Here is a 23,129-nt window from a genome sequence, read left to right as displayed (position 1 = left end):
CTGTTCGGCTTTGGCCAGCTGAGCTTGCAGGCGCATTAGTTCGGCTTGCTGCTCGTCGTCACGCGCCTCCAGCTTTTCCAACTTGCGCAACTGGGCACGGAGCATAGCGGCTTCGATCTTGGCCTTCTTCACGGCTTCGTCATTGGCCGGAGCGGACGCGACTTCGGTAGCCGGTGCGGCGGCGTTGGCTTCATCCAGAGCTTTCTGTGCGTTGCTGGCGGCGATACGCAGTTCGGCGACCTGCGCCTCCAACTCGGGCGTGGCATGGGCGGCGAGCTGTTTTTCAGCTTTCTTCAGCGCGACCTGGGCCATGCTGGCTTCGATCTTGAGCTTCTTCTGTTCTTCGGACAGGCCAGCCTTCTGCGCTTGGATACGGGCGACCGGGTCGTCCTGGCTGGCAGTTTGCGCCTGGGCTTCCTTGGCACGCGCGGCGCGTTCGGCACGGGCCTTGCGGTCGGCTTCCTTCTGCTCTTCTGCGCGGCGCAGACGTTCCTGGCGCAGTTCGAAACGTTGTTTGGAGTGCTCGGCTTTCTGTTGTTTCTGTTCCAGCGCCCGGATCTCACCTTTGGCGGCGCGGTAGTACTGCACCAGCGGAATGCTCGAGGGGCAGACGTAGGCGCAGGCGCCGCACTCGATGCAGTCGAACAGGTTGTAGGCCTTGAGCTGCTCGTGCTCCTGGCCCAGGGCGAAGAAATGCAGTTGTTGCGGCAGCAGGCTGGCCGGGCACACCTCGGCACATTCGCCGCAGCGGATGCAGGGCAGCGCCGGTGGCGGTGGCGGCAGCTCGGCCAGGGTGCTGGCCAGCAGGCAGTTGGTGGTCTTGATCAGCGGCACGTCCATCGATGGCAGGGTAAAGCCCATCATCGGGCCGCCCATGATCAGGCGGTTGAGCTTGTCACTGTCGAGGCCGGCGAAGGCCAGCAGTTCGGCCACTGGCGTACCGATCAGCGCCTCAACGTTCATCGGCTGGGCGAGCGCTTCACCGGTCAGGGTGGTGACGCGCGAGATCAGCGGCTCGCCCAGCAGCACGGCGTCGTGGATGGCCACGCAGGTGCCGACGTTCTGGCAGAGCATGCCGATATCGGCCGGCAGGCCGCCACTGGGCACTTCCTCGCCGGTGAGGATCTGGATCAGCTGCTTCTCGCCACCGGAGGGATACTTGGTGGGGAAGACCTTAACCACATAGGGTCGATCGGCGACGGCAGCGCGCACGGCGGCAATCGCCTCGGGCTTGTTGTCTTCGATGCCGATCAGCACCTGCTGCGGTTTGATCAAATATTCGAGAATCCCGATGCCCGCCACCAATTCGGCGGCTTTCTCGCGCATCAGCAGGTCATCGGCGGTAATGTAGGGCTCGCATTCGGTGCCGTTGATGATCAGCGTGCGAATCGTCTGCGTGGACGGCGCGGTCAGCTTCACCGCGGTGGGAAAACCGGCACCGCCGAGGCCGTTGATACCGGCTTGGCGGATGATGTCCAGCAACTCGGCGGGGGGCAACTGACGGTAATCGGCATGCGATTGCAGTTCGATCCACTGGTCGCGGCCATCGCTGTCGATGACGATGGCCGTCGCGGATATTCCCGATATGTGCGGGTAGGGTTGTGGGCCGATGAAACTGACCGTGCCCGAGGTGGGCGCATGCACCGGCGCGCTGACGAAGCCGCTGGCCTCGGCGATCTTCTGACCCTTGAGCACCTGTTCGCCGAGCGTCACGCAGGGTTCGGCAGGAGCGCCCAGGTGTTGGGCGAGCGGCACGATCAGCTGCGCAGGCAGCGGCATCCGCTGGATCGGCGCGCGGTTGGACAGCTCCTTGCGCTCCGGCGGATGGATGCCGCCATGGATGTCCCAGACGTTCAATGAGGTCATGCGGCCTGCTCCCGGTCACTGGCGATCAGCTGGCCTGGCGCCAGCGGCTGGTCCCATTTCCAGCTCTGCAGGTTGCTGCCCAGTTCGATCATGTCGATGCAGTCCACCGGACAGGGCTCGACGCAGAGGTCGCAGCCGGTGCATTCGGAGACGATCACGGTGTGCATCTGCTTGGCGGCGCCGACGATGGCATCCACCGGGCAAGCCTGAATGCACTTGGTGCAGCCGATGCATTCGGCCTCGCGGATATAGGCGACGCGCGGCGGCACTTCGCCTTCCGCTGCGTCCAGCGGCTCGGGCTCGACATCCAGCAGGTCGGCCAGCGCCTGAATGGTGGACTCGCCGCCCGGTGGGCACTTGTTGATCTTGTCGCCGCCGGCGATGGCTTCGGCGTAGGGCTTGCAGCCCGGATAACCGCACTGGCCGCACTGGGTCTGAGGTAGCAGGGCGTTGATCTGCTCGGCGATCGGATCGCCTTCGACCCGGAAGCGCACTGCGGCAAAACCCAGGATCGCGCCGCACACCAGGCACAGCGCCAGCAGCGCGAGCACGGCGATCAGGACCAGGCTCATAGCTTGATCAACCCGGTGAAGCCCATGAATGCCAGCGACATCAGGCCGGCGGTGACCATGCCGATGGCCGCGCCCTGGAACGAGCGGGGGACGTCGGCGATGGCGATGCGCTCGCGCATGGCGGCGAACAGCACCAGCACTAGGGAAAAGCCCAGGCCGGCGGCGAAGCCGTTGGCGGTCGCGGTGATGAAGGTGAATTCGGACTTGTTGGCATTGAGCAGGGCGACGCCCAGCACGATGCAGTTGGTGGTAATCAGCGGCAGGAAGATGCCCAACACGCGGTATAGAAGAGGACTGGTCTTGTTCACCACCATTTCGGTGAATTGCACCACCACGGCGATCACCAGGATGAAACTGATGGTGCGCAGGAACTCCAGGTCCAGCGGCTTGAGCACGTACTGCTGCACCAGATAGCTGCACATCGCAGCCAATGTCAGCACGAAGGTCGTCGCCAGCGACAGGCCGATGGCGGTTTCGATCTTTTTCGAGACGCCCATGAACGGGCACAGGCCGAGAAACTGCACCAGCACGAAATTGTTGACCAGGATGGCGCTAACCATGATCAGGGCGAGTTCGGTCATGCGGGTTCCTGTGGTGCTCTGCACGAGCCCGAGCTAAAAGGCCGCTATTATCGGGAAGCGATGGCGGCCATACAAGGCCGCAAAATGTCCCGGAGCGGCGCGAGCCGGGACATGACATATAAGGAAATGCACCAACTGTCAGGTCGCTCGGCAACTGGCCTTTTGCTGTGGTCTGATGTGGCAAGGCCGCAACGTTCAAGCAGAGCGGCTGTTGGAGGTGCTCGATGAAGATTTCGTTTGTGATCTTGTTGCTTGGTCTGGGTTTCGCGACACAGGCGTGCGCGCAATCACGAGGCGGGGTGTGGGTGTATCAGCCGGATGGAGGCAGCTATCGCGTCGAGAACCGCGCCTACCAGTACGATCCGCGCAGCCCGTACTCGCAGCACCGGCAATATCCGCAGAATTTGCCGCCGCGCTATCAGGGTCAGCTACCGCCGCAGTATTACGATCGACATCGGGGAACGGACCGGCAGCGCTGGAGCCATGACCGCCGCGGTGAAATTCACCGGCCGCAACGTTGGAATGATGGACGCAAGTCAGGGTTCGACCGTCCTCAGCGTTGGCATCGCGAACACCCCCAACGCTTTGGTCGGTCGCCGATGATTCGTGACGGGCGTGACTACCGGATGCATCAGCGTCGTGATTTCAACGGCCGGCATCATCAGCGTTGAGGTTGACCCGCTTTTTTCGGCACGCTCGGGTGCGCCCAAGCCTGGGCGTGACCTAGCCGTTGCGGTCATAACGGGCTAACGATTTCTCCAGCGCGGTTCGCGCTTCTCAAGAAAGGCGTTGACGCCCTCCAGCGTATCTTCGGCTTCGAACAGATCGACGAAGGCTTCGCGTTCGGCGGCCGCGAGCGCTACTGGGCCGCGGCTGCGCATGGAATCTATCAGCGGTTTGATTTTGCGTATGGCCACAGGGCTCTGACTTGCCACGCGAGAGGCCAGCAGCAGCGCATGCCCGCGAGCCTCTCCGGGTTCCACCACCTGTTCTACCAGACCGATACGCATCGCCGTTTCCGCTGTTATCCGTTCGCCACAGAGAATCATCCGCTTGGCCCAACCTTCACCCACCAGCCAGGCAAGCGCCTGCGTGCCTCCAGCGCATGGCAGCAGGCCGACCGAGGCCTCGGGTAGACCGAGTTGTACCTGTTGCTCGGCAATCCGGATATCGCAAGCCAATGCACATTCCAGTCCACCGCCAAGGGCGAAACCGTTGATGGCCGCTATCGATACCCCGCGAAATTCGCGCAAGGCTTCGAAGGCCTCGCCGAAGCGTCTCGCCATCTCCCGAGCGCGGGTGCGATCGCCGTCCGCGAAGAGTTTGAGGTCGGCGCCTGCGCTGAAGAATTTCTCACCTTGGCCGCAGATGACGAGTGCGTACACTTCGTCGTCATGATTCAAATGCTCGATGACTTGCTTGAGGCCGATCAGCGATTCGCGGTCCCAAGTATTTGCTGGCGGATGGTTGATGGTGATCAGTGCGGTATGACCATGCTTCTCCACGGTCAGCTTGTGGGTCAGGTCAAAAACCCCAGACTTGTAAGGTTCAACTGCGGTGGTGCTCATGATGGTCGTCCTCGTCGGAATCGAATGCTGCGACTGTCTGCATCTGATGCGCGAATGGGTCGCGCGTTGCAGGGCGGTGGTCATGACGGAACGGTCAGCCGTTAGGGCAAGTCTAGGCGCGATCCGTCCAGGTATGACGACGATCGGACGTTGCTGATGGGGACGGGAAGATAAAAGCGCGCTTCTGGTGCGCGCTAGAGCGAAACGACGGAGCGGCCTGGGCGAACAGCGCCGCTCCGACTGGGGGGTTATTGCAGCGCCAAAGTCTGATTGCCGGAACGGCGTTCGGCCTGCCATTCGGCAAGGGTTGGCGCAGCCTGCTCTCCGGTCAGGCGGTGGACAATTTCGAAGTAGTCCTGCTTGAAGCGATCCTTGAGCACTTCCTCGCGCGGCTTGACCTTCACCGCATACACCGTCTGTACGTTCTGATGATCGAAGGCCCGCCATTGCTGCTCGTCTTTGAGCAGGGTGTAACGATGACCTTCGAGCGCCGCGATGATTCGCTCGCTGTCGAGGCTGCGTGCGCGAGTTGCAGCGTCGGCCCACTGGTAGACGATGCTGTAGGCCGACGCCGCAGAACTGGATGGATGGGTCTGGTAACGCTCGTCGAAATTTTTGACGAACTGCTTGCCAGCGACCGACCCTTCCAGCTCTGGAACGCGCCATGTCCAGGGTTCTGTTCCTAAAACGCCGCGCATGATGTCAGGCCCAGCCGTTTCAACCATGCTCAGCGTCAGGTTGGGTACCGCGACCTGCATTCTCTTGTTCAGGCCGAGTTCATCAGCGATCCGCATCGCGCGGACCAAGTCTTCCCCGAACAGCACCAGCACGAGTACCTCGGCCTCGCTTTTGGCTACTTCGGTCAGAGCGGCACGATAGTCGGAAAGGCGTGCGCCGGGAAAAGCCGTGCTGATGCTGGGATGTCGGCTGCTGTCCTGCGTGCCGGTTGCCTGGCGCAGGGAGCTTTCGCTGGTGTGACCCCAGGTGTAGTCGGAGGTGATGTAGAAGTAGCGCTTGTTGGGCAGGTGCTGGTTCAGATACTGGCCCAGCACCTTTGCGCTCATCCAGGCGTTGTTGCACTCGCGGAACATGTAACGATGGGCATCCTTCCCGGTCGTGTCGTTGGAATAGGTGAGGGTGCCGAAATAGAGCAAGCCGCGTTCCTTGGCACGTTTTCCGGCGGCAATGGCGACAGCACTCGAAGCGCCACCAAACAGCATGACAGCCCCTTCGTCGGCTAGCTTGTCGACGTTGGCTACGGCTTTTTCTGGGCGCGATGCGGAGTTGCGGGTGGACAGCTTCAGGGGGCGACCCAGTACGCCGCCTTTGGCGTTGATCTCATCGATGGCCAGCAGTGCGCCGCGCATTTGCGAGAGACCTTCCTCTTTGTAACTGCCGGTGCGGGGGTAGTTGAGGCCGAGAGTGATCGGATCGGCAGCTTCGGCAACCAGGCAGAACCCTAGCCCCAGAGCCAGGAGCGTAATCCGTTTCATTGCAGAGTCCTTATTGTATTTGTTGTTGTTGAGAGGCTTTTTACTGTGCCCTGCGGCTTCTCGTCACGCATTCATTGGTCGTATATGAAGGAACCTTTATGTAAATGTGCGGTAGGCAACATTCCGCGAAACGAATGTTTGGGCGGGCTCGCGCGTTGACTCTCCGCAATCCTTTGCTTAGGGTTCAGCGCCTCGCAATCAGGGCAGCGCTATGAGTCAGGTTGATCGCGTCAAACTCGAAGACAGCTGGAAGGCAGCGTTACAGAAGGAGTTCGAGCAGCCTTACATGAAGGAGCTGGGTGCGTTTCTGCGCAGTGAAAAAGCGGCTGGAAAGATCATCTATCCGCCGGGGCCGTTGATCTTCAATGCGTTGAATTCCACCCCTGTCGATCAGGTTCGGGCGGTCATTCTGGGGCAGGATCCCTACCACGGCGCCGGGCAGGCCCACGGCTTGTGCTTTTCGGTACAGCCAGGCGTGGCGCCGCCGCCGTCGCTGCAGAACATTTTCAAAGAGCTCAAGCGTGACCTGAATCTCGACATCCCTCGCCATGGCTATTTGCAACACTGGGCGGATCAGGGCGTGCTGATGCTCAACACCTCATTGACGGTCGAGCAGGGGATGGCTGGGTCCCACGCGAAGATGGGTTGGCAGCGCCTGACGGACAGAATCATCGAAGTGGTAAGCGAGCGGTGCTCGAACGTGGTGTTCATGCTCTGGGGCGCTCATGCTCAGAGCAAGGCAAAGCTGATTGATCCGACCAAGCATTTGCTGCTCAAATCGGTACATCCCTCGCCGCTATCGGCTCACAGAGGGTTCATCGGCAACGGTCACTTCAGCCGCGCCAACCAGTTCCTCAAACAACAAGGTAAGGAGCCGATCGACTGGCGACTCCCTAGCGAAGTCTGAAGCGTGGCGCCGCGTCTGCGGCGCCAATCGACAGTCTTACTGGTTACCACCGTGGGCGGCGGCCAGCTCCTGGGCGTGCTGCAGGTGCTGCTCCAGCTCCTTCAGCGTCGTTTCGGCAAACTGCTTGAGTTCGGCGTTTTCACCGTTCTTCGCATATTCGCGATACAGCTCGATGGTTTGTTCGTGGGCCAGGACCTGATTGTTGGCATAGGCTTGGTCGAAATTCTCACCATCACGCAGCTTGAGGATCATGGCTTTGGCCTTGTCCATAAGAGCCGCTTCGTCCGACATTTCAAGATCGTCGTGCTGGCCGGCAATCTCGGCAAGTTTCTGATTCGACTTGGTGTGGTCGTCGATCATCTTCTGCGCGAACGTCTTGACGTCTTCAGCAGTGCCTTTGTCAAGCGCCAGCTTGGCAGTTTCGATTTCCGCCATGCCTTTTGCGGACGCTTCGTCGACGAAATTTTCACCTTCCGCCGCTAATGCAAAGTTTGCCGCCACACCGAATAGCACTGCTGCAGCACCAGAAAAGAACGCTTTAGGGGTCATTGTTGTTCTCCTTCATCTACCTGACAGACAGGTGCGGCCGAGACATGACCGGCCGCACCAGCGTGATACGGCAACTACGCCGTTAATCTTGTGACTTGGTGCGGCAGTAGCGGTTCATTGTATGCGGCCAACGGTCAGCGACTTGAGTCCGGGCGGGGCAGGCGAGAAGGATTGCGGGTGCCAGGCAGCACCCGCGAGGGGTTACTGCAACATGCTCATCGCCGCATCCATTGCGGCGGACAGATCTTCGTCTTCCTGCAGCAGCGTATTGGGGTTGAGTCCCAGCTTGCTGAATGCGGGAATCTGGTTCCAGTCGAGCTGGGTGTAAGGATGGGAGGTTCCGATGTAACTCTGCAAAGTAGCGACCTGAACGATGTCGACGTAATCCACCTTGTCCGAGATGCGAGAGAAATTCAGATGCTGGCCGGGAACCGCTGCGATTGGCTCGGGGAATTCCCAGGCGCGCAGAATCTTTTCCCCAATGATCGGATGGATTCGATCGATGACGTGATTAAGGCTTATGGAGTCGCTGAGCAGGGCGCTATGTTCTTCTGCATACGTAAGAATCGGTAGAACGCCGATCTGATGAATCAAGCCCGCCAACGTCGCCTGATCAGCCGGAAGCCGCGTGAAATTACGGCACAGAACATGGCTAATAGCGGCTATTTCGGTGCTCTTGTTCCAGACCTCCCGCATCTTGCGATCGACCACGTCCGTCGTCGCCTGGAACATCTGCTCCATGGCAAGGCCGGTCGCCAGGTTCGAGGTGTAATTGATGCCAAGACGGCTTATCGCCATCTGCAGGTCGTTGATCTCCCTGTTGGTGCGCAGCAGGGGGCTGTTCACGACCTTGATGATGCGCGCCGTAAGGGCAGTGTCGTTGCCGATCACCTTGGCCAGGGTCGGAATGCTTACGTCGGGATCTTCCGCAGCTTCACGGACTCGCAGTGCCACTTCCGGTAGCGTTGGCAGGACCAGCTCGTCCCTTTCGATCGCTTGCATCAGTTCCTGCAGAACTTTATCGGCAAGGGTACTCATGTCTCTCCTTAATGGGTGATTCTGTGTTGGGCATGGCAAGTAAGGCTAACGCTGGATTTCGCGGTCCGCGTTCAGGGTGTACGGCAGGTCGCGCAAGGTCAGCGGAATACCATCGGGCGAGCCGAGGGATACTCGTCCGTCGGCTGCGGCGTCTTCCTGCAGAACTGCTAGCAGTTCCATCCCGCCCGCAGCGCTTGCCGCCAACACCACTTCCCCAACGCTGGAACCATGGACTGGTGAATACAGTTCGACACCCGGTTCCGGTACCGTGGTATCGGTGTTTTCAGCGGCAAGCCGATGCAAGCGGCGCTTCAGCTTGCCGAGATATTGCATCCGCGCAACGATTTCCTGGCCGGTATAGCAGCCCTTCTTGAAGCTGACCCCGCCCAGTGCCTGGAGGTTGATCATTTGTGGGATGAACAGCTCCTGGGTGGCAGCTACCACCTGGCCGATGCCTGCACGAATTTGCTCCAGCAGCCAGGATTCGATCGGTGCCTCGGGAAGCTGGGCAGCGAGCCGCAGGCGCGTGGTTTCGGCATCCTTCGCGCGCGCCCATAGTTCGGCGCGGCCATCGGCAAGGCGGACGGCGATCAGTCCGTGGGTGGAGACCACTTGATCCGCATTCGCGGAAAGGTCCAGGCCGAGACTGACCAAGGCGCCATCCCCGGCGCTGAGGCCGAAACGAACCCATTCTTCGCTTTCGTCATACAGCTTGGATTTCGAGAACGCTGCGTATTTGGTGAGCTCGGCAAGCTGCTTTTGCACCAGGGCGCGATCCATCGCCAACAGATACCCGTCGCCTTCCATCAGAATGCGGAAGCTCGATTGCATACGCCCTTTGGGTGTGCAGCGCGCACCGAGACTCGAATGTTGCGCGTCGAGGTAATTCAGGTTGCAGGTCAGCTGCCCCTGTAAAAACTTGTTCGCGTCCGGGCCGCGTACGGCCAGGACGCCTTCGTGCGACAGGACGCAGAAAAAAGCAGTATCGGTCATGACGGGACGCCGTGGAGAATCAGGACCGGCATCATAGCAGGACGCAGGCAAAACACAGTGTGCACCAGCTGCCACTCCGCATCGGACGTCAACAGGGCGCCGGCCGTTGCGCCAGGCGGTATAATGCTGGCCCTTCACTTCAGGAGTATTTGCATGGTCGAGCAATCCGAACTCAATCGCCTGTTCTGGCAGAGCCGTCGCGGCATGCTCGAACTGGACGTTCTGCTGGTGCCCTTCGTTAAGGAGGTTTATCCAGAGTTGAACGAAGAGGATCAGCGCCGCTACCGTAAGCTGCTGAGTTGCGAGGATCAGGACATGTTCGGCTGGTTCATGGAACGTGCCGAGCCGGACGATGAAGATTTGCGCTACATGGTTCGCATGATCCTAGATCGTGTCCAGCCCAAGTAGCCAACTGTTCGAATGCCGCTGGCAGAGATCTGGCGTGCTGCTGGCGCTCTATATCGCAGTACTCTCGTTGGCAATCGTTACCCTGCTGGTGATGCCGGTTCCGTTCTGGCTGTGGGTGCTCGGCTTGCTACTATGCCTATTGCATGCCGCCTGGATCGTACCGTCGCATATCCTGCTGACCCGTGATTCTTCCTGGCTCGGCCTGCGTCACGACCAGCAGGGCTGGTCGCTCTGGAGTCGCCGCTCCGGCTGGCAACCCGTCCAGTTGCGGCCCGACAGCATCGCGCTGCCCCTGGTAGTAGTGTTGCGCTTTAAGGTGCCGGGCGACTGGTTCGTTCGGAGCGTCTGCATTCCGCGAGATGCGATGTTGCAGGCGCAACATCGGCGTCTGCGGGTCAGGCTGAAGTTCAGTCGCCGAAGGTGGGCGGCGCCAGAATAGTGTCCTTCGCTTCCGGTAGTTGCTCGGGGTAATCCAACGTGAAATGCAAGCCTCGGCTTTCCTTGCGCTGTATCGCCGAACGGATCATCAGTTCCGCTACCTGCGCCAGATTCCGCAACTCGATGAGATCGCGGCTGACTTTATAGTTGCTGTAGAACTCGTCGATCTCACCCAGTAACAGGCGCACTCGGTGCTGCGCGCGCACAAGACGCTTGCTGGTCCGCACGATGCCAACGTAGTCCCACATGAAGCGCCGCAGCTCATCCCAGTTGTGCGCGATGATGACGTCCTCGTCCGAGTCGGTAACCTGGCTTGCATCCCAGGTTGGCAGGGCGTTTGGCGCCTGGACCGATGGCAGCTCGCTAAAGATGTCCTGAGCGGCGGCTTGGGCGTAGACGAAACACTCCAGAAGTGAATTGCTCGCCATGCGATTGGCGCCGTGCAGGCCGGTGAAACTGGTTTCACCAATGGCATAGAGTCCCGGAATGTCGGTTCTTCCTGCCCGGTCGACTACGACGCCGCCGCAGGTGTAGTGGGCTGCCGGTACCACTGGAATTGGTTCACGGGTGATGTCGATACCGAACGTCAGGCAGCGCTCATAGACGGTAGGGAAATGTGCCTTGATGAATTCCGTGGGCTTATGACTGATATCCAGGTAGACGCAATCGATACCTAGGCGCTTCATTTCATGGTCTATCGCCCGAGCCACGATGTCGCGTGGTGCCAATTCGGCGCGGGTGTCGAAGCGCGGCATGAAACGCTCACCGTTCGGCAATTTGAGAATCGCGCCTTCGCCACGCAATGCTTCGGTGATTAGAAAGCTCTTGGCTTTGGGGTGGTACAGGCAGGTGGGGTGAAACTGATTGAACTCCAGATTGCCGACTCGGCATCCGGCGCGCCATGCCATGGCGATGCCATCGCCGCAAGCGCCATCCGGATTGCTGGTATAGAGATAAACCTTTGCCGCGCCGCCGGTCGCCAGCACGACGAATCTTGCGTGAAACGTATCCACCTCGCCGCTCGCCCGATCCAGCACGTAGGCGCCCAGACAGCGCTTGCCGCTCAGGCCCAGCTTGCGCTCGGTGATCAGATCGACGGCGACGCGCTGGTGCAGCAGGTCGATGTTGTCTCTATCTTGGGTGCGGGCCAGCAGAGTATTGAAGATGGCTGCGCCAGTCGCGTCAGCGGCGTGGATGATGCGTCGGTGGCTGTGTCCGCCTTCCCGCGTGAGGTGATATTCGAAGCTACCATGCTCGCGATCGGCTTCATCCCTGGTGAACGGAACACCTTGCTCGATCAGCCAGTGGATGGCTTCGCGGCTGTGTTCGACCGTGAATCGTACGGCTTCCTCCTTGCACAGCCCGCCGCCGGCGATGAGCGTATCGGCAACGTGAGATTCGATCGTGTCGGTATCATCCAGCACGGCCGCAACGCCACCCTGGGCCCAATATGTCGAGCCATTAGCCAGGTCGCCCTTACTCAATACCGCGACGCGGAGCGTGGTAGGCAAATTGAGCGCAAGCGTCAAACCGGCGGCGCCGCTGCCTATGACGAGAACGTCGTACTGATGATGTTGGCTCATTTCGAATCTCATGTCTGAGGGCTGCGGAGCACAAGGCGTTTAGTGCCGCTGGGCTTGCCAAGGCTGCGTCCCGCGCCCTGTCCGGCTTCTTTTGAGCGGCAACGTGACTCGCAGCGAAACGGAAACAGGCCCTAGTATATAGAGGTGCATCCCCGGCAAAATAGCGGCCCGTCTTTATGTGGCTGATGCTTTGGAACTTTTCTTGCAAGCCTGTCTCTATAGACAGTTGTGTAGTCGACCCGACTGGCCATCGTTCAAGGGGCGGTTGGATTTTGCTGCGAATACTAAGAGGGCGTTATCAGGGCGGTCTGTCCTGAGGCGTCGCTCGCCAATGCCGTTAGGTGTGTTGCAGAAAAGCTTGCTTGAAGGGGGAGAACTTTTGTGTAAAGCCCGGGTCTATTCTGGCAGGTCAGCTCGCAGGCGGGCGCAGCACCCCTTCCAGGTCAGGGAGGAGTGTTTATGCTAACGCAGGAGCAGGACCAGCAACTGGTCGAGCGAGTGCAGCGGGGAGATAAGCGGGCTTTTGATCTGTTGGTACTGAAGTATCAGCATAAGATCCTTGGGTTGATCGTGCGCTTCGTACATGATTCCCATGAAGCGCAGGATGTTGCGCAGGAAGCCTTTATCAAAGCCTATCGCGCGCTTGCGAATTTTCGCGGGGACAGCGCCTTTTATACCTGGCTGTACCGCATTGCTATCAACACGGCAAAAAATCATCTAGTGGCGCGAGGAAGGCGGCCACCTGACAGTGATGTCAGTTCCGAAGACGCTGAATTTTATGAAGGCGACCACGCTCTCAAAGACATCGAGTCGCCGGAAAGAGCGCTTCTCAGGGATGAAATAGAGGACACAGTTCATAAAACCATACAACAACTTCCAGAAGATTTACGCACAGCTCTAACACTGCGTGAATTTGATGGTCTTAGTTATGAAGACATTGCAAATGTGATGCAGTGTCCGGTGGGTACAGTCCGCTCACGGATATTCCGAGCGCGGGAAGCCATCGATAAATCATTGCAACCCCTGTTGCATGAATCCTGAGACAGCGGCGATAGCCAAGAGAGGAACCGCCATGAGTCGTGAAGCCCTGCATGAATCGCTGTCCGCGGTGATGGATAACGAAGCGGACGAGTTAGAATTACGTCGAGTGCTCGCCGCCGATGGCGACACCGAAATGCGATCGACCTGGTCGCGTTATCAGATTGCTCGTGCCGCAATGCACAAGGAGTTGATTGAGCCGCGCCTGGACATCGCTTCGGCGGTATCTGCCGCATTGGCTGACGAGCCGGCCATCACAGTGGTCAAGACACAGCGTTTTGCCTGGCGCAACATGGGGCGTATTGCCGTTGCAGCTTCGGTAACCGTAGCAGTACTGGCCGGTGTACGCCTGTACAATCAGAGCGAAGTTGCTGGTCCACAGATTGCTCAACAGGCTGCGCAGCCAAGCATCGCCGTGCCGCAGGCCAACCAAGGGCCAGCTGTATTGGCGGGCTACAGTGAAGGCGCAGGCGCACCGGAGGCTCAAGCAGCAGCTGCTGAGGGCTCTTCGGAAGGCTGGCATGAAAAGCGGTTGCCGGCGTATGTTCGTCAGCATGCTCAGCAGGCCGCTTTCGGTAGCGGTTCTGAAGGTGCGCTGCCATATGCGCGTGCCGCCAGTATGGAAGAACGTTAAGGAACAACATGCGTGTAATACCGCTATGTGTGGTGCTTGGAGGCTGGCTATCGATGCCGGCCTTCGCTGCTGATGCCAGTACGTGGATGCAGCGTCTTGCGGTGGCTGAGGAGAAGCAAAGCTATCAAGGGACTTTCGTTTACGAACGCAACGGCAGTTTTTCCAGTCATGCCGTCTGGCAGTTGGTGGAAGGGGAAGAGCTGCACGAGCGCCTTTTGCAGCTGGACGGTCCGCCGGTCGAGGTTTCATTGGTGGACGGTCAGGTCAAGTGCGCCAGCGAAGATCTAGCGTCTCAAATGCGAGATGCCAAGCCGTGGCGCCAGCAGCAGTTCGACCCCAAAGAGCTTTCCGATTGGTATACCTTCCAGGTAATAGGTGAGTCCCGGGTGGCTGGGCGTCCGGCGGTGGCGCTGGCAATACGACCGCAGGATCAGCACCGCTACGGTTTTGAGTTGCATCTCGATCGCGAGACGGCGCTGCCGCTCAAGTCCCTGTTGCTTGATGAAGGCGGCCAATTGCTGGAGCGCTTTCAGTTTGTCCAGTTTTCGCCCTCGTCTGTCGAGCACGGGGACATCGAAGCCGGATCGGCCTGTGAGCCAGTCTCTGTGATTGCCGCGCAGAAGTCGACACCGAGCAAATGGCGATCGGACTGGCTTCCGTCCGGGTTTCAGCTTCTCGATTCGAACGTTCGCTCGAGTCCCGCGTCCGGTGAACCCGTAGCCTGGCTATCCTATGGCGACGGGCTTGCTCGTTTCTCGGTGTTTCTCGAGCGGCTGGAGGGCGCTGTCGTCGAAGATGCGCGCAGTCAGATGGGGCCGACCGTAGCGGTATCCAAGCGTATTTCAACTACCACTGGCGATGTCATGGTGACGGTTGTTGGTGAGATTCCTCTAGGCACCGCCGAACGAGTGGCACTGTCGATGCGATCCGGGTCCGATCAGGCGACGCAATGATTGAGGAGCCCGGCCGCGTAATTGCAGTGGAGCCCGGCGCGGTCTGGGTTGAGACGCGGCGTAGTAGCACCTGCTCCGGCTGTTCTGCCAAAAACGGATGTGGCCAAGGCCTGATGGATAAACTTGGCGTCCACCAGCGGCGTGGGCTGATCCGGGCGTTGTCCGATTTCCATTTGGACGTAGGCGATTCGGTTATTGTCGGCATCCGTGAAAGCGTATTGCTACGCGGCGCCCTTCTTGTCTATCTTTTTCCGCTGATTGCGCTGCTGGCGTCTGCCCTCATTGCTTCTGAGCTTTCGGCTGCCGAGCCATATGTGGTGCTCTCGGGAGTTGGCGGTTTCCTTGTTTCCTGGCTGATCGTACGCAAGCGCAGTCAGCAAACTGCCGATGACCCGGGGTTGCAGCCCATTGTGTTACGCGCAATGCTGGCAACCACTGAAGGGTACGGTCAGGCCGGTTTGTTTTCGTCAAGGGAGAATGATGTTGAAGGTTTTACGCAATAGCGGCTTCGCTTTTTTCGCTGTGTTGTTCTTCTTGGGACAGGCCGCGGTGGCTAATGCACAGCTGCCGGATTTCACGCCCTTGGTAGAAAATGCCTCGCCTGCAGTAGTCAATATCAGCACCAAACAGAAGGTGCCGGCTCGTGGTGCGAATCCGCACATGCCGGATCTGGAAGGGCTGCCGCCTATTTTTCGTGAGTTCTTCGAACACAGCATTCCGCGCATGCCGGGTGGTGGGCAGCAGCGTGAGGCTCAGTCACTTGGGTCTGGATTCATCATTTCCGCTGACGGTTATGTGTTGACCAATAATCACGTGGTTGCCGATGCGGACGAAATAATTGTTCGCTTGCCGGATCGCAGTGAGCTGGAAGCCAAGCTTGTCGGTGCTGACCCTCGTACCGACGTGGCTTTGCTCAAAGTCGAGGCCACGGAGTTGCCAACGGTCAAACTGGGCAAGTCCGGTTCGCTGAAAGTTGGCGAATGGGTGCTGGCGATTGGTTCGCCCTTCGGCTTCGATCACACGGTTACGGCCGGCATCGTCAGTGCGACGGGGCGCAACTTGCCTAACGAAAGCTATGTGCCCTTCATTCAGACGGATGTTGCAATCAATCCAGGCAATTCCGGTGGGCCATTATTTAATTTGCAAGGCGAAGTGATCGGCATCAACTCTCAGATATTCACCCGCTCCGGCGGCTTCATGGGGTTGTCATTCGCCATTCCTATCGATGTCGCCATGGATGTTTCCGATCAGCTGCGTACGGACGGCAAAGTGAGTCGTGGTTGGTTGGGCGTAGTGATACAAGAGGTCAACCGAGATCTAGCGGAATCCTTTGGCCTGGAGCGTCCGGCCGGCGCACTGGTTGCGCAAGTAATGGATGGAGGACCGGCTGCCAAGGGTGGTTTGCGGGTTGGTGATGTGATCCTCAGTGTCGATGGCAAAGACATCGATATGTCCGCCGATTTGCCGCACATGATCGGTACGATCAAGCCGAACACCAGCGCGAAGCTGGGTATCGTTCGCGACGGGGACCGCGAGACACTTTCCGTCACCATCGGGGCATTGCCAGAAGATGGCGAAGAAGTGGCGGAAGCCGATAGCCGCACTGAGAAAAGCAGCAATCGACTTGGCGTCAAAGTGTCTGAATTGAGCGCTGAGCAGAAGCGCAGCCTTGATTTGCCCGGTGGAGTGGTCGTGAGTGAAGTGTTGAACGGTCCTGCTGCAATGATCGGTTTGCGGCCAGGTGACGTGATTACCCATCTGAACAATCAGGCAATCGACTCCGCATCGACCTTTGGTCGCGTTGCAGAGCAACTGCCGAAGAATCGGTCGGTTTCGATGCGAGTGCTGCGCCAGGGGCGGGCAAGCTTCATAACATTCAAGCTCGCCGAATAGACTGGCAGGCGAAGAGAAAAAGCGGCCTTCGGGCCGTTTTTTTGTGCTCGAAATGACTCTATTCGCACGTGGCGCAACATTCTCAAAACACGGAAACGGCTCCAAGGGCCGGCGTGGCGCTGAATAGACCTATCAGGTACACTTTGCGGCTATTTTTCGGCGGGCAATCAGCCTGCGACATATTGGGTGTTGAGCTGTGAGCGACCTGAGTCATATCCGCAATTTTTCCATCATCGCGCACATCGACCATGGCAAGTCGACCTTGGCTGACCGTTTTATCCAGATGTGTGGCGGTCTGACCGAGCGTGAGATGAATGCTCAGGTACTTGATTCGATGGACCTCGAGCGCGAACGAGGCATCACCATCAAGGCGCACAGCGTGACGCTGTACTACACCGCCCGGGACGGCAAGACCTACCAGCTGAACTTCATCGACACCCCCGGACACGTTGACTTCACCTATGAAGTGAGCCGTTCGCTGGCGGCCTGCGAGGGGGCACTCCTGGTTGTCGATGCGGGGCAGGGCGTCGAAGCGCAATCGGTCGCCAATTGCTATACGGCGATCGAGCAGGGCCTGGAGGTCATGCCGGTACTGAATAAGATGGACCTCCCACAGGCGGATCCGGATAAGGTCAAGGCTGAGATCGAACACATCATCGGCATCGATGCGACCGATGCTGTCGCGTGCAGTGCCAAGAGTGGCATGGGTGTGGATGATGTACTTGAACGCCTGGTGGAGGTCATCCCGCCACCGACCGGCGAGCTCGACGCACCGTTGCAGGCGCTGATCATTGATTCCTGGTTCGACAACTATCTTGGCGTCGTTTCGCTCGTGCGGGTGCGTCATGGCCGGATCAAGAAAGGCGACAAGGTTCTAGTCAAATCCACCGGCAAGGTGCATCAAGTCGATAGCGTCGGGGTATTCAACCCCAAGCACACGAGCACCGCTGATTTGAAAGCGGGCGAAGTTGGCTTCATCATCGCCGGCATCAAAGACATCCTCGGCGCGCCGGTCGGTGACACGCTGACACTATCCAATACACCAGACGTCGAGGTGCTGCCTGGCTTCAAGCGCGTCAAGCCGCAGGTCTATGCCGGCCTGTTCCCGGTCAGCTCGGATGATTTCGAAGATTTCCGCGAGGCGCTGCAGAAGCTCACTCTGAACGACGCCGCACTGCAGTACGAACCTGAAAGTTCCGATGCGCTGGGCTTCGGTTTCCGTATCGGCTTCCTCGGCATGCTGCACATGGAGATCATTCAGGAGCGGCTCGAACGTGAGTACGATCTTGACCTGATAACCACCGCGCCCACGGTGGTTTACGAGTTGGCGCTCAAGAATGGTGAGACTCTCTACGTCGATAGCCCGTCCAAGCTGCCGGATCTGTCGTCGATCGAGGACATGCGCGAGCCAATCGTAAGGGCCAATATTCTTGTGCCCCAGGAGCATCTGGGAAGCGTCATTACCCTTTGTATCGAGAAGCGCGGTGTGCAGCGGGATCTGCAGTTCCTCGGATCGCAAGTGCAGGTGCGCTACGACCTGCCCATGAGTGAAGTGGTGCTGGATTTCTTCGATCGTCTGAAGTCGGTCAGTCGTGGTTATGCCTCGCTGGATTACAGCTTCGAGTGTTTCCAGTCGGCGAACCTGACCCGCTTGGATATTTTGATCAACGGCGACAAGGTCGATGCGCTGGCGCTGATCGTGCACCGTGACAATGCTCATTACAAAGGGCGCATCCTCGTCGAGAAGATGAAAGAGCTTATCCCTCGGCAGATGTTCGACGTGGCGATCCAGGCGGCCATTGGCGGTCAGATCATTGCTCGGAGCACCGTCAAGGCGTTGCGCAAGAACGTTCTGGCCAAATGCTATGGCGGTGACGTGAGTCGTAAACGCAAGCTTCTGGAAAAGCAGAAGGCCGGCAAAAAGCGTATGAAACAGGTCGGCAACGTAGAAATCCCGCAAGAAGCGTTTCTCGCGGTGCTGAAGGTAGATAGCTGATATGTCGATCAATTTCCCGCTTTTGCTGGTGATTGCCGTTGCAGTCTGCGGTTTTCTGTCGCTGCTCGATCTGGTGTTCTTTGCGCCGCGTCGTCGCGCTGCGATAGCGAACTATGAAGGTCGTACCGGTGGCCAGCCTGATCAGTCGACACTGGACGCCCTGAGCAAGGAACCGGTGCTGATCGAGTACGGCAAATCCTTCTTTCCGGTGCTGGCGATCGTCTTGGTGCTTCGCTCGTTTCTGATCGAGCCGTTTCAGATTCCATCGGGTTCTATGATACCGACTCTCGAGGTCGGCGATTTTATTCTGGTCAACAAGTTTGCCTACGGCATTCGCCTGCCGGTGGCGGATACCAAAATCATCGACGTCAGCGATCCAAAGCGTGGCGATGTGATGGTCTTCCGCTATCCGAGCGATCCGAACATCAATTACATCAAGCGTGTCGTTGGCCTGCCGGGGGATCTCGTCCAATACAGCAGCGACAAACGGCTGAGCATCAACGGCAAGCCGGTCCCCGAAGTGCTGATCGGCGAAGAGCCGGGCAGCCTGGGTAGCGCCAAGCTGTACCGGGAACAGCTGGGCGAGGTCGAGCATCAGATCCGTAAGGAGATGGGTCGCTACCGAGTCGAGCCCAATCGCGAGTGGCGCGTCCCTGAAGGTCATTACTTCATGATGGGCGACAACCGCGACAACTCCAACGACAGCCGTTATTGGCAAGATGCAGCGATTCCCGCTGAGTTTGCCGGCATGGTTCCGGACCGCAATATCGTCGGTAAGGCGTTCGCCGTATGGATGAGTTGGCCGGATCCGAAGTTCAGCAATCTGCCACACTTCTCCCGAGTTGGTTTGATTCACTGAGTCTGTGATTCAGGGCCGGGTTCCCCTGGCCCGGCTCGCTATATTTGAGCAGCCCCGATTGGTGGGTAACGTACGACATAGAGGTCGACATGAGTTTTGCTCGTTCGCAAAAAGGGTTGTCCATGCTCAGCTGGATCATGATGCTTGCGCTGGTGGCGTTCGTGGCCAGCACTGCGTTCAGGATGCTGCCGCACTATTTCGACTATATGTCCATGGACAAGATCATCAGCGGAGTCGAAAGTGACAAGACGATGGAAGTCCGCACCGTTCGGGACTTTTACGGCCATGTCCGCAAGGGGATGGATGTAAATGGCATTCGCGACCTCGATCTAGAGGAAGCAATGAAAGTCGTCATCGAGAACAATGAATTCAAGGTCCATCTGGATTACGAAAAACGCGAGCCCCTGATCCGTAACCTCGATCTTGTGGCGAACTTCGATAAAGAATATCGCCTAAGGATGCCGTGAGCACTTCGTTAGCCCGTCTCGAGCGCAAGCTCGGTTATCAATTCAAAGACCAGGAGCTGATGCTGCTGGCCCTGACGCATCGTAGCTATGCCGGACGCAACAATGAGCGTCTGGAGTTTCTCGGTGACGCCATTCTCAACTTCATCGCCGGCGAGGCACTGTTCAGCCACTTCCCACAGGCCAAGGAAGGGCAGTTGTCCCGCCTGCGAGCGCGGCTGGTCAAGGGCGAGACCCTTGCGGTGCTCGCACGAGGCTTCGAACTCGGTGACTATTTGCGCCTCGGTTCGGGTGAGCTCAAGAGCGGTGGATATCGCCGTGAGTCCATCTTGGCCGACACGCTCGAAGCCTTGATTGGTGCGATCTATCTGGACGCCGGCATCGAGGCCGCGCGCGACCGCGTACTCGCCTGGCTTGCCAACGAACTGCAAGGACTGACGCTGGTCGACACCAACAAGGACCCTAAAACCCGCTTGCAGGAGTTTCTGCAGTCGCGCGCCTGTGAATTACCGAAGTACGAAGTGGTGGCGATTCAGGGAGAACCGCATTGCCGCACGTTCTTCGTCGAGTGCCAGGTGTCACTGCTCAACGAGAAGACACAAGGGCAGGGCGCCAGCCGGCGCATTGCCGAACAGGTTGCCGCCGCCTCGGCATTGATCGCCCTTGGCGTGGAGAATGGCCATGACTGATGAACACCTGCAGGACGACGCGGTAAGCCGCTGTGGTTATGTTGCAATCGTTGGCCGTCCCAATGTCGGCAAATCGACGTTGCTCAATCATGTACTCGGGCAGAAGCTCGCGATCACTTCACGCAAGCCGCAGACCACGCGTCACAACATGCTGGGGATCAAGACCGAGGGCGCCGTTCAGGCCGTCTACGTCGACACGCCCGGGCTGCACAAGAACGGTGAGACTGCTCTCAACCGATACATGAATCGCACGGCCTCCTCAGCATTGAAGGATGTCGATGTGGTGGTGTTCGTTGTCGACCGCACACGCTGGACTGACGAAGATCAGCTGGTGCTGGAGCGCGTTCAATATGTCGAAGGGCCCGTGATCGTCGCGGTGAACAAGACCGATCGCGTCGAGGACAAAGGCGAGCTGCTACCGCATTTCGAATGGCTGGCTCAACAACTGCCGAGAGCCGAGATCGTGCCGATTTCCGCTCAGCACGGGCAGAACCTGGATGTGTTCGAGAAGCTGGTGGCGTCGCACCTGCCGGAAGGCGAGCACTTCTTTCCGGAAGATCAGATTACGGACCGCAGTAGCCGCTTCCTCGCCGCTGAGCTGGTGCGCGAGAAGATCATGCGTCAGCTGGGCGCCGAAGTGCCTTACCAAATCACCGTCGAGATCGAGGATTTCAAGCAGCAGGGGCATGTTCTCCATATCCATGCGCTGATCCTCGTCGAGCGCGACGGACAGAAAAAAATCATCATTGGTGACAAAGGCGAGCGGATCAAACGCATCGGTCAGGAAGCGCGCAAAGACATGGAAGTGCTGTTCGATTCCAAGGTCATGCTCAATCTCTGGGTGAAAGTGAAGAGCGGCTGGTCCGATGACGAGCGAGCCCTGCATTCGCTGGGCTATAGCTGATTGAAAAGCCGCTTGAAGCTTAAAGCTTGAAGCGGGAAGGCTTGATCCTTGCTGGACTTGCGCAACCGTTCCAGCTTCCAGCTTCCAGCTTCCAGCTTCCAGCGCCTAGCCTATGGACCCCATGCTTTCCCAGTCCGCCTTCGTCCTGCATAGCCGTCCCTATCGCGAAAGCAGTGCTTTGGTGGACTTCTTCACGCCTGAAGGGCGACTACGAGCCGTGCTTCGCGGGGCGCGTGGAAAGGCGGGGACGTTGGCGCGGCCGTTCGTGCCGCTCGAGGTGGAATTTCGCGGGCGTGGCGAGCTGAAGAATGTCGGGCGGCTGGAAAGCGCCGGTCAGGCCTACTGGCTCGATGGCAACGCGCTGTTCAGCGGCATGTATCTCAACGAACTGCTGATTCGCCTGCTTCCCGCTGAAGACGCTCACCCGGCCATGTTCGATCACTACGCCGCGACATTGCCTGCGCTGGCGGCCAAGCGCCCGCTCGAACCCATACTTCGTGCGTTCGAATGGCGATTGCTGACCGAGCTCGGCTACGGGTTCGCCCTCGATCAAGACATCGCTGGGCAGCCGATCGTCAGCACTGGGCTTTATCGATTGTTGCCGGATACCGGCCTTGAGCCTGTCGGTCAGTTTCAGCCCGGGCTATTCAATGGCGCGGAACTCCTGGCCATGGCCGAGGCCGATTGGGATGTGCCTGGCGCTCTAGCCGCAGCGAAGCGATTGATGCGCCAGGCGCTGGCGCCACATCTGGGTGGTCGACCTCTGGTCAGCCGTGAATTGTTCATGAACATAAAGGAGGTCCCGCGTGACTGAAGCCAATCGAATTCTGTTGGGTGTCAATGTCGATCATGTTGCCACGCTGCGGCAGGCGCGCGGCACCCGTTACCCGGACCCGGTCAAGGCGGCGCTGGACGCCGAAGAGGCGGGAGCCGATGGCATTACCGTGCATCTGCGCGAAGACCGTCGGCACATCCAGGAGCGCGACGTGCTGATGATGAAGGACGCGCTGCAGACCCGGATGAATTTCGAAATGGGCGTGACCGAGGCGATGCTGGCTTTCGCCGAGCAGTTGCGTCCTGAACATGTCTGCCTGGTACCTGAAACGCGTCAGGAGCTCACCACCGAAGGTGGCCTCGACGTCGCTGGCCAGGAGTCGCGCATTCGTGATGCCATTGCTCGCCTGACCGCTTGCGGTGCGGAGGTCTCGTTGTTCATCGACGCCGATCCCCGGCAGATCGAAGCGGCAGCGCGCTTAGGCGCTCCGGCTATCGAGCTGCATACCGGGCGTTACGCAGATGCCCATAGCGTGGCCGAACGGGCATGCGAGCTGGCGAGAATTCGCGAAGGTGTCGAGTTCGGCCTAAGCCACGGATTGATCGTCAATGCCGGCCACGGCCTGCATTATCATAACGCCGAGCCCATCGCAGCGATCCGCGGTGTCAACGAGCTGAACATTGGCCATGCGATCGTCGCTCATGCGTTGTTCGTCGGCTTCAAGCAGGCCGTCAAGGAAATGAAGCACCTCATCGTCACCGCTGCGGCTCGCGGCTGACAAGCGCGGCGGCCTGCTCACGGCGGGTCGCCTCGACAGCCTGTCAGCGGCGAAACAGATTCAGCAGAATCGTAGGGTCTGTTGACGTTTCGTTCGCGGCCGCGCCGGAGCCTGTTTTTGCGCGATGGCCGCGCCCGCTCCCGGCGGGCC

Annotated in this window: 25 protein-coding genes; 16 read left to right on the top strand and 9 right to left on the bottom strand. The window is 59.1% G+C overall.

Annotated elements, in window-relative coordinates:
• The 3 genes from rsxC to rsxA form a co-directional block, all read right to left on the bottom strand.
• Positions 1-1,866, bottom strand: a 1,866-nt coding sequence (gene rsxC, locus NA645_RS19905) for an electron transport complex subunit RsxC (protein ID WP_256050392.1), incomplete at its 3' end; no start/stop codon positions are given.
• Positions 1,863-2,438: an electron transport complex subunit RsxB gene (gene rsxB, locus NA645_RS19900; protein WP_256050391.1), complete on the bottom strand. Its 576-nt coding sequence runs from the start codon at positions 2,436-2,438 to the stop codon at positions 1,863-1,865. The genes rsxC and rsxB, both read right to left, overlap by 4 nt.
• Positions 2,435-3,019 (bottom strand): electron transport complex subunit RsxA, encoded by a 585-nt coding sequence (gene rsxA, locus NA645_RS19895; protein ID WP_014851830.1) that lies wholly within the window; start codon positions 3,017-3,019, stop codon positions 2,435-2,437. Before rsxA ends, rsxB begins: the two co-directional genes overlap by 4 nt.
• A 224-nt stretch (positions 3,020-3,243) precedes the next feature.
• On the opposite strand from rsxA, the gene NA645_RS19890 reads away from it, so the two are divergent.
• Complete coding sequence (locus NA645_RS19890) at positions 3,244-3,690, top strand: hypothetical protein (RefSeq protein ID WP_256050390.1); 447 nt, start codon at positions 3,244-3,246, stop codon at positions 3,688-3,690.
• A 75-nt stretch (positions 3,691-3,765) separates the two neighbouring features.
• On the opposite strand, the gene NA645_RS19885 is transcribed toward NA645_RS19890, so the two are convergent.
• The gene (locus tag NA645_RS19885; protein ID WP_256050389.1) at positions 3,766-4,587 is read right to left on the bottom strand and encodes an enoyl-CoA hydratase; all 822 of its coding nucleotides are present in this window, start codon (positions 4,585-4,587) and stop codon (positions 3,766-3,768) included.
• Between the two features lie 248 nt (positions 4,588-4,835).
• Complete coding sequence (locus NA645_RS19880) at positions 4,836-6,080, bottom strand: ABC transporter substrate-binding protein (RefSeq protein ID WP_256050388.1); 1,245 nt, start codon at positions 6,078-6,080, stop codon at positions 4,836-4,838.
• A gap of 211 nt (positions 6,081-6,291) precedes the next feature.
• On the opposite strand from NA645_RS19880, the gene ung reads away from it, so the two are divergent.
• On the top strand, positions 6,292-6,987 hold the full coding sequence (gene ung / locus NA645_RS19875; RefSeq protein WP_256050387.1) for a uracil-DNA glycosylase: 696 nt from the start codon (positions 6,292-6,294) through the stop codon (positions 6,985-6,987).
• 36 nt (positions 6,988-7,023) lie between these two features.
• Here ung and NA645_RS19870 read toward each other — a convergent pair whose 3' ends face one another.
• From NA645_RS19870 to NA645_RS19860, 3 genes are all read right to left on the bottom strand, one after another.
• Positions 7,024-7,536 carry a DUF4142 domain-containing protein gene (locus NA645_RS19870; RefSeq protein ID WP_256050386.1) on the bottom strand — a complete coding sequence of 171 codons (513 nt, stop codon included), beginning with the start codon at positions 7,534-7,536 and terminating at the stop codon, positions 7,024-7,026.
• Between the two features lie 201 nt (positions 7,537-7,737).
• Positions 7,738-8,574 carry an HDOD domain-containing protein gene (locus NA645_RS19865; protein ID WP_256050385.1) on the bottom strand — a complete coding sequence of 279 codons (837 nt, stop codon included), beginning with the start codon at positions 8,572-8,574 and terminating at the stop codon, positions 7,738-7,740.
• Between the two features lie 45 nt (positions 8,575-8,619).
• The gene (locus tag NA645_RS19860; protein ID WP_256050394.1) at positions 8,620-9,567 is read right to left on the bottom strand and encodes a YgfZ/GcvT domain-containing protein; all 948 of its coding nucleotides are present in this window, start codon (positions 9,565-9,567) and stop codon (positions 8,620-8,622) included.
• Positions 9,568-9,720: 153 nt separating this feature from the next.
• Between NA645_RS19860 and NA645_RS19855 the strand changes: the two genes are divergently transcribed.
• Together NA645_RS19855 and NA645_RS19850 are read left to right on the top strand one after the other, a co-directional pair.
• Positions 9,721-9,975: a succinate dehydrogenase assembly factor 2 gene (locus NA645_RS19855; protein ID WP_131650639.1), complete on the top strand. Its 255-nt coding sequence runs from the start codon at positions 9,721-9,723 to the stop codon at positions 9,973-9,975.
• Positions 9,959-10,414, top strand: a complete 456-nt coding sequence (locus NA645_RS19850; RefSeq protein WP_256050384.1) for a protein YgfX — start codon at positions 9,959-9,961, stop codon at positions 10,412-10,414. The genes NA645_RS19855 and NA645_RS19850 overlap by 17 nt, the downstream gene beginning before the upstream one ends.
• On the opposite strand, the gene nadB is transcribed toward NA645_RS19850, so the two are convergent.
• Complete coding sequence (gene nadB / locus NA645_RS19845; protein WP_256050383.1) at positions 10,383-11,996, bottom strand: L-aspartate oxidase; 1,614 nt, start codon at positions 11,994-11,996, stop codon at positions 10,383-10,385. The two genes, NA645_RS19850 and nadB, sit on opposite strands and share 32 nt — an antisense overlap.
• A gap of 459 nt (positions 11,997-12,455) precedes the next feature.
• On the opposite strand from nadB, the gene rpoE reads away from it, so the two are divergent.
• From rpoE to pdxJ, 12 genes are all read left to right on the top strand, one after another.
• Positions 12,456-13,037, top strand: a complete 582-nt coding sequence (gene rpoE, locus NA645_RS19840; RefSeq protein WP_131650636.1) for an RNA polymerase sigma factor RpoE — start codon at positions 12,456-12,458, stop codon at positions 13,035-13,037.
• Between the two features lie 31 nt (positions 13,038-13,068).
• Positions 13,069-13,668, top strand: coding sequence for a sigma-E factor negative regulatory protein (locus NA645_RS19835; RefSeq protein WP_256050382.1), 600 nt, complete (start codon positions 13,069-13,071; stop codon positions 13,666-13,668).
• An 8-nt stretch (positions 13,669-13,676) separates the two neighbouring features.
• Positions 13,677-14,621 carry a MucB/RseB C-terminal domain-containing protein gene (locus tag NA645_RS19830; protein ID WP_256050381.1) on the top strand — a complete coding sequence of 315 codons (945 nt, stop codon included), beginning with the start codon at positions 13,677-13,679 and terminating at the stop codon, positions 14,619-14,621.
• The gene (locus NA645_RS19825; protein ID WP_256050380.1) at positions 14,618-15,124 is read left to right on the top strand and encodes a SoxR reducing system RseC family protein; all 507 of its coding nucleotides are present in this window, start codon (positions 14,618-14,620) and stop codon (positions 15,122-15,124) included. Before NA645_RS19830 ends, NA645_RS19825 begins: the two co-directional genes overlap by 4 nt.
• Complete coding sequence (locus NA645_RS19820; protein ID WP_256050393.1) at positions 15,102-16,514, top strand: DegQ family serine endoprotease; 1,413 nt, start codon at positions 15,102-15,104, stop codon at positions 16,512-16,514. Before NA645_RS19825 ends, NA645_RS19820 begins: the two co-directional genes overlap by 23 nt.
• A gap of 196 nt (positions 16,515-16,710) precedes the next feature.
• Entirely contained in the window at positions 16,711-18,510 is a 1,800-nt protein-coding gene (lepA, locus tag NA645_RS19815) for a translation elongation factor 4 (RefSeq protein WP_256050379.1), read from the top strand.
• A 1-nt stretch (position 18,511) separates the two neighbouring features.
• Entirely contained in the window at positions 18,512-19,369 is an 858-nt protein-coding gene (gene lepB, locus NA645_RS19810; RefSeq protein WP_256050378.1) for a signal peptidase I, read from the top strand.
• A gap of 89 nt (positions 19,370-19,458) precedes the next feature.
• Positions 19,459-19,836 carry a DUF4845 domain-containing protein gene (locus NA645_RS19805; RefSeq protein ID WP_256050377.1) on the top strand — a complete coding sequence of 126 codons (378 nt, stop codon included), beginning with the start codon at positions 19,459-19,461 and terminating at the stop codon, positions 19,834-19,836.
• Positions 19,833-20,522: a ribonuclease III gene (gene rnc, locus NA645_RS19800; RefSeq protein WP_131650628.1), complete on the top strand. Its 690-nt coding sequence runs from the start codon at positions 19,833-19,835 to the stop codon at positions 20,520-20,522. Before NA645_RS19805 ends, rnc begins: the two co-directional genes overlap by 4 nt.
• Entirely contained in the window at positions 20,515-21,426 is a 912-nt protein-coding gene (era, locus tag NA645_RS19795; protein ID WP_256050376.1) for a GTPase Era, read from the top strand. Before rnc ends, era begins: the two co-directional genes overlap by 8 nt.
• A 121-nt stretch (positions 21,427-21,547) precedes the next feature.
• Entirely contained in the window at positions 21,548-22,240 is a 693-nt protein-coding gene (gene recO / locus NA645_RS19790; RefSeq protein WP_258189855.1) for a DNA repair protein RecO, read from the top strand.
• Positions 22,233-22,979, top strand: coding sequence for a pyridoxine 5'-phosphate synthase (gene pdxJ, locus NA645_RS19785; protein WP_256050375.1), 747 nt, complete (start codon positions 22,233-22,235; stop codon positions 22,977-22,979). The genes recO and pdxJ overlap by 8 nt, the downstream gene beginning before the upstream one ends.
• The last annotated feature ends 150 nt before the right edge of the window (positions 22,980-23,129 follow it).

Source organism: Stutzerimonas stutzeri (assembly GCF_024448955.1).
Taxonomy (GTDB): Bacteria; Pseudomonadota; Gammaproteobacteria; order Pseudomonadales; family Pseudomonadaceae; genus Stutzerimonas; species Stutzerimonas stutzeri_AQ.
This window is presented reverse-complemented; position numbering and strand designations above follow the sequence as displayed.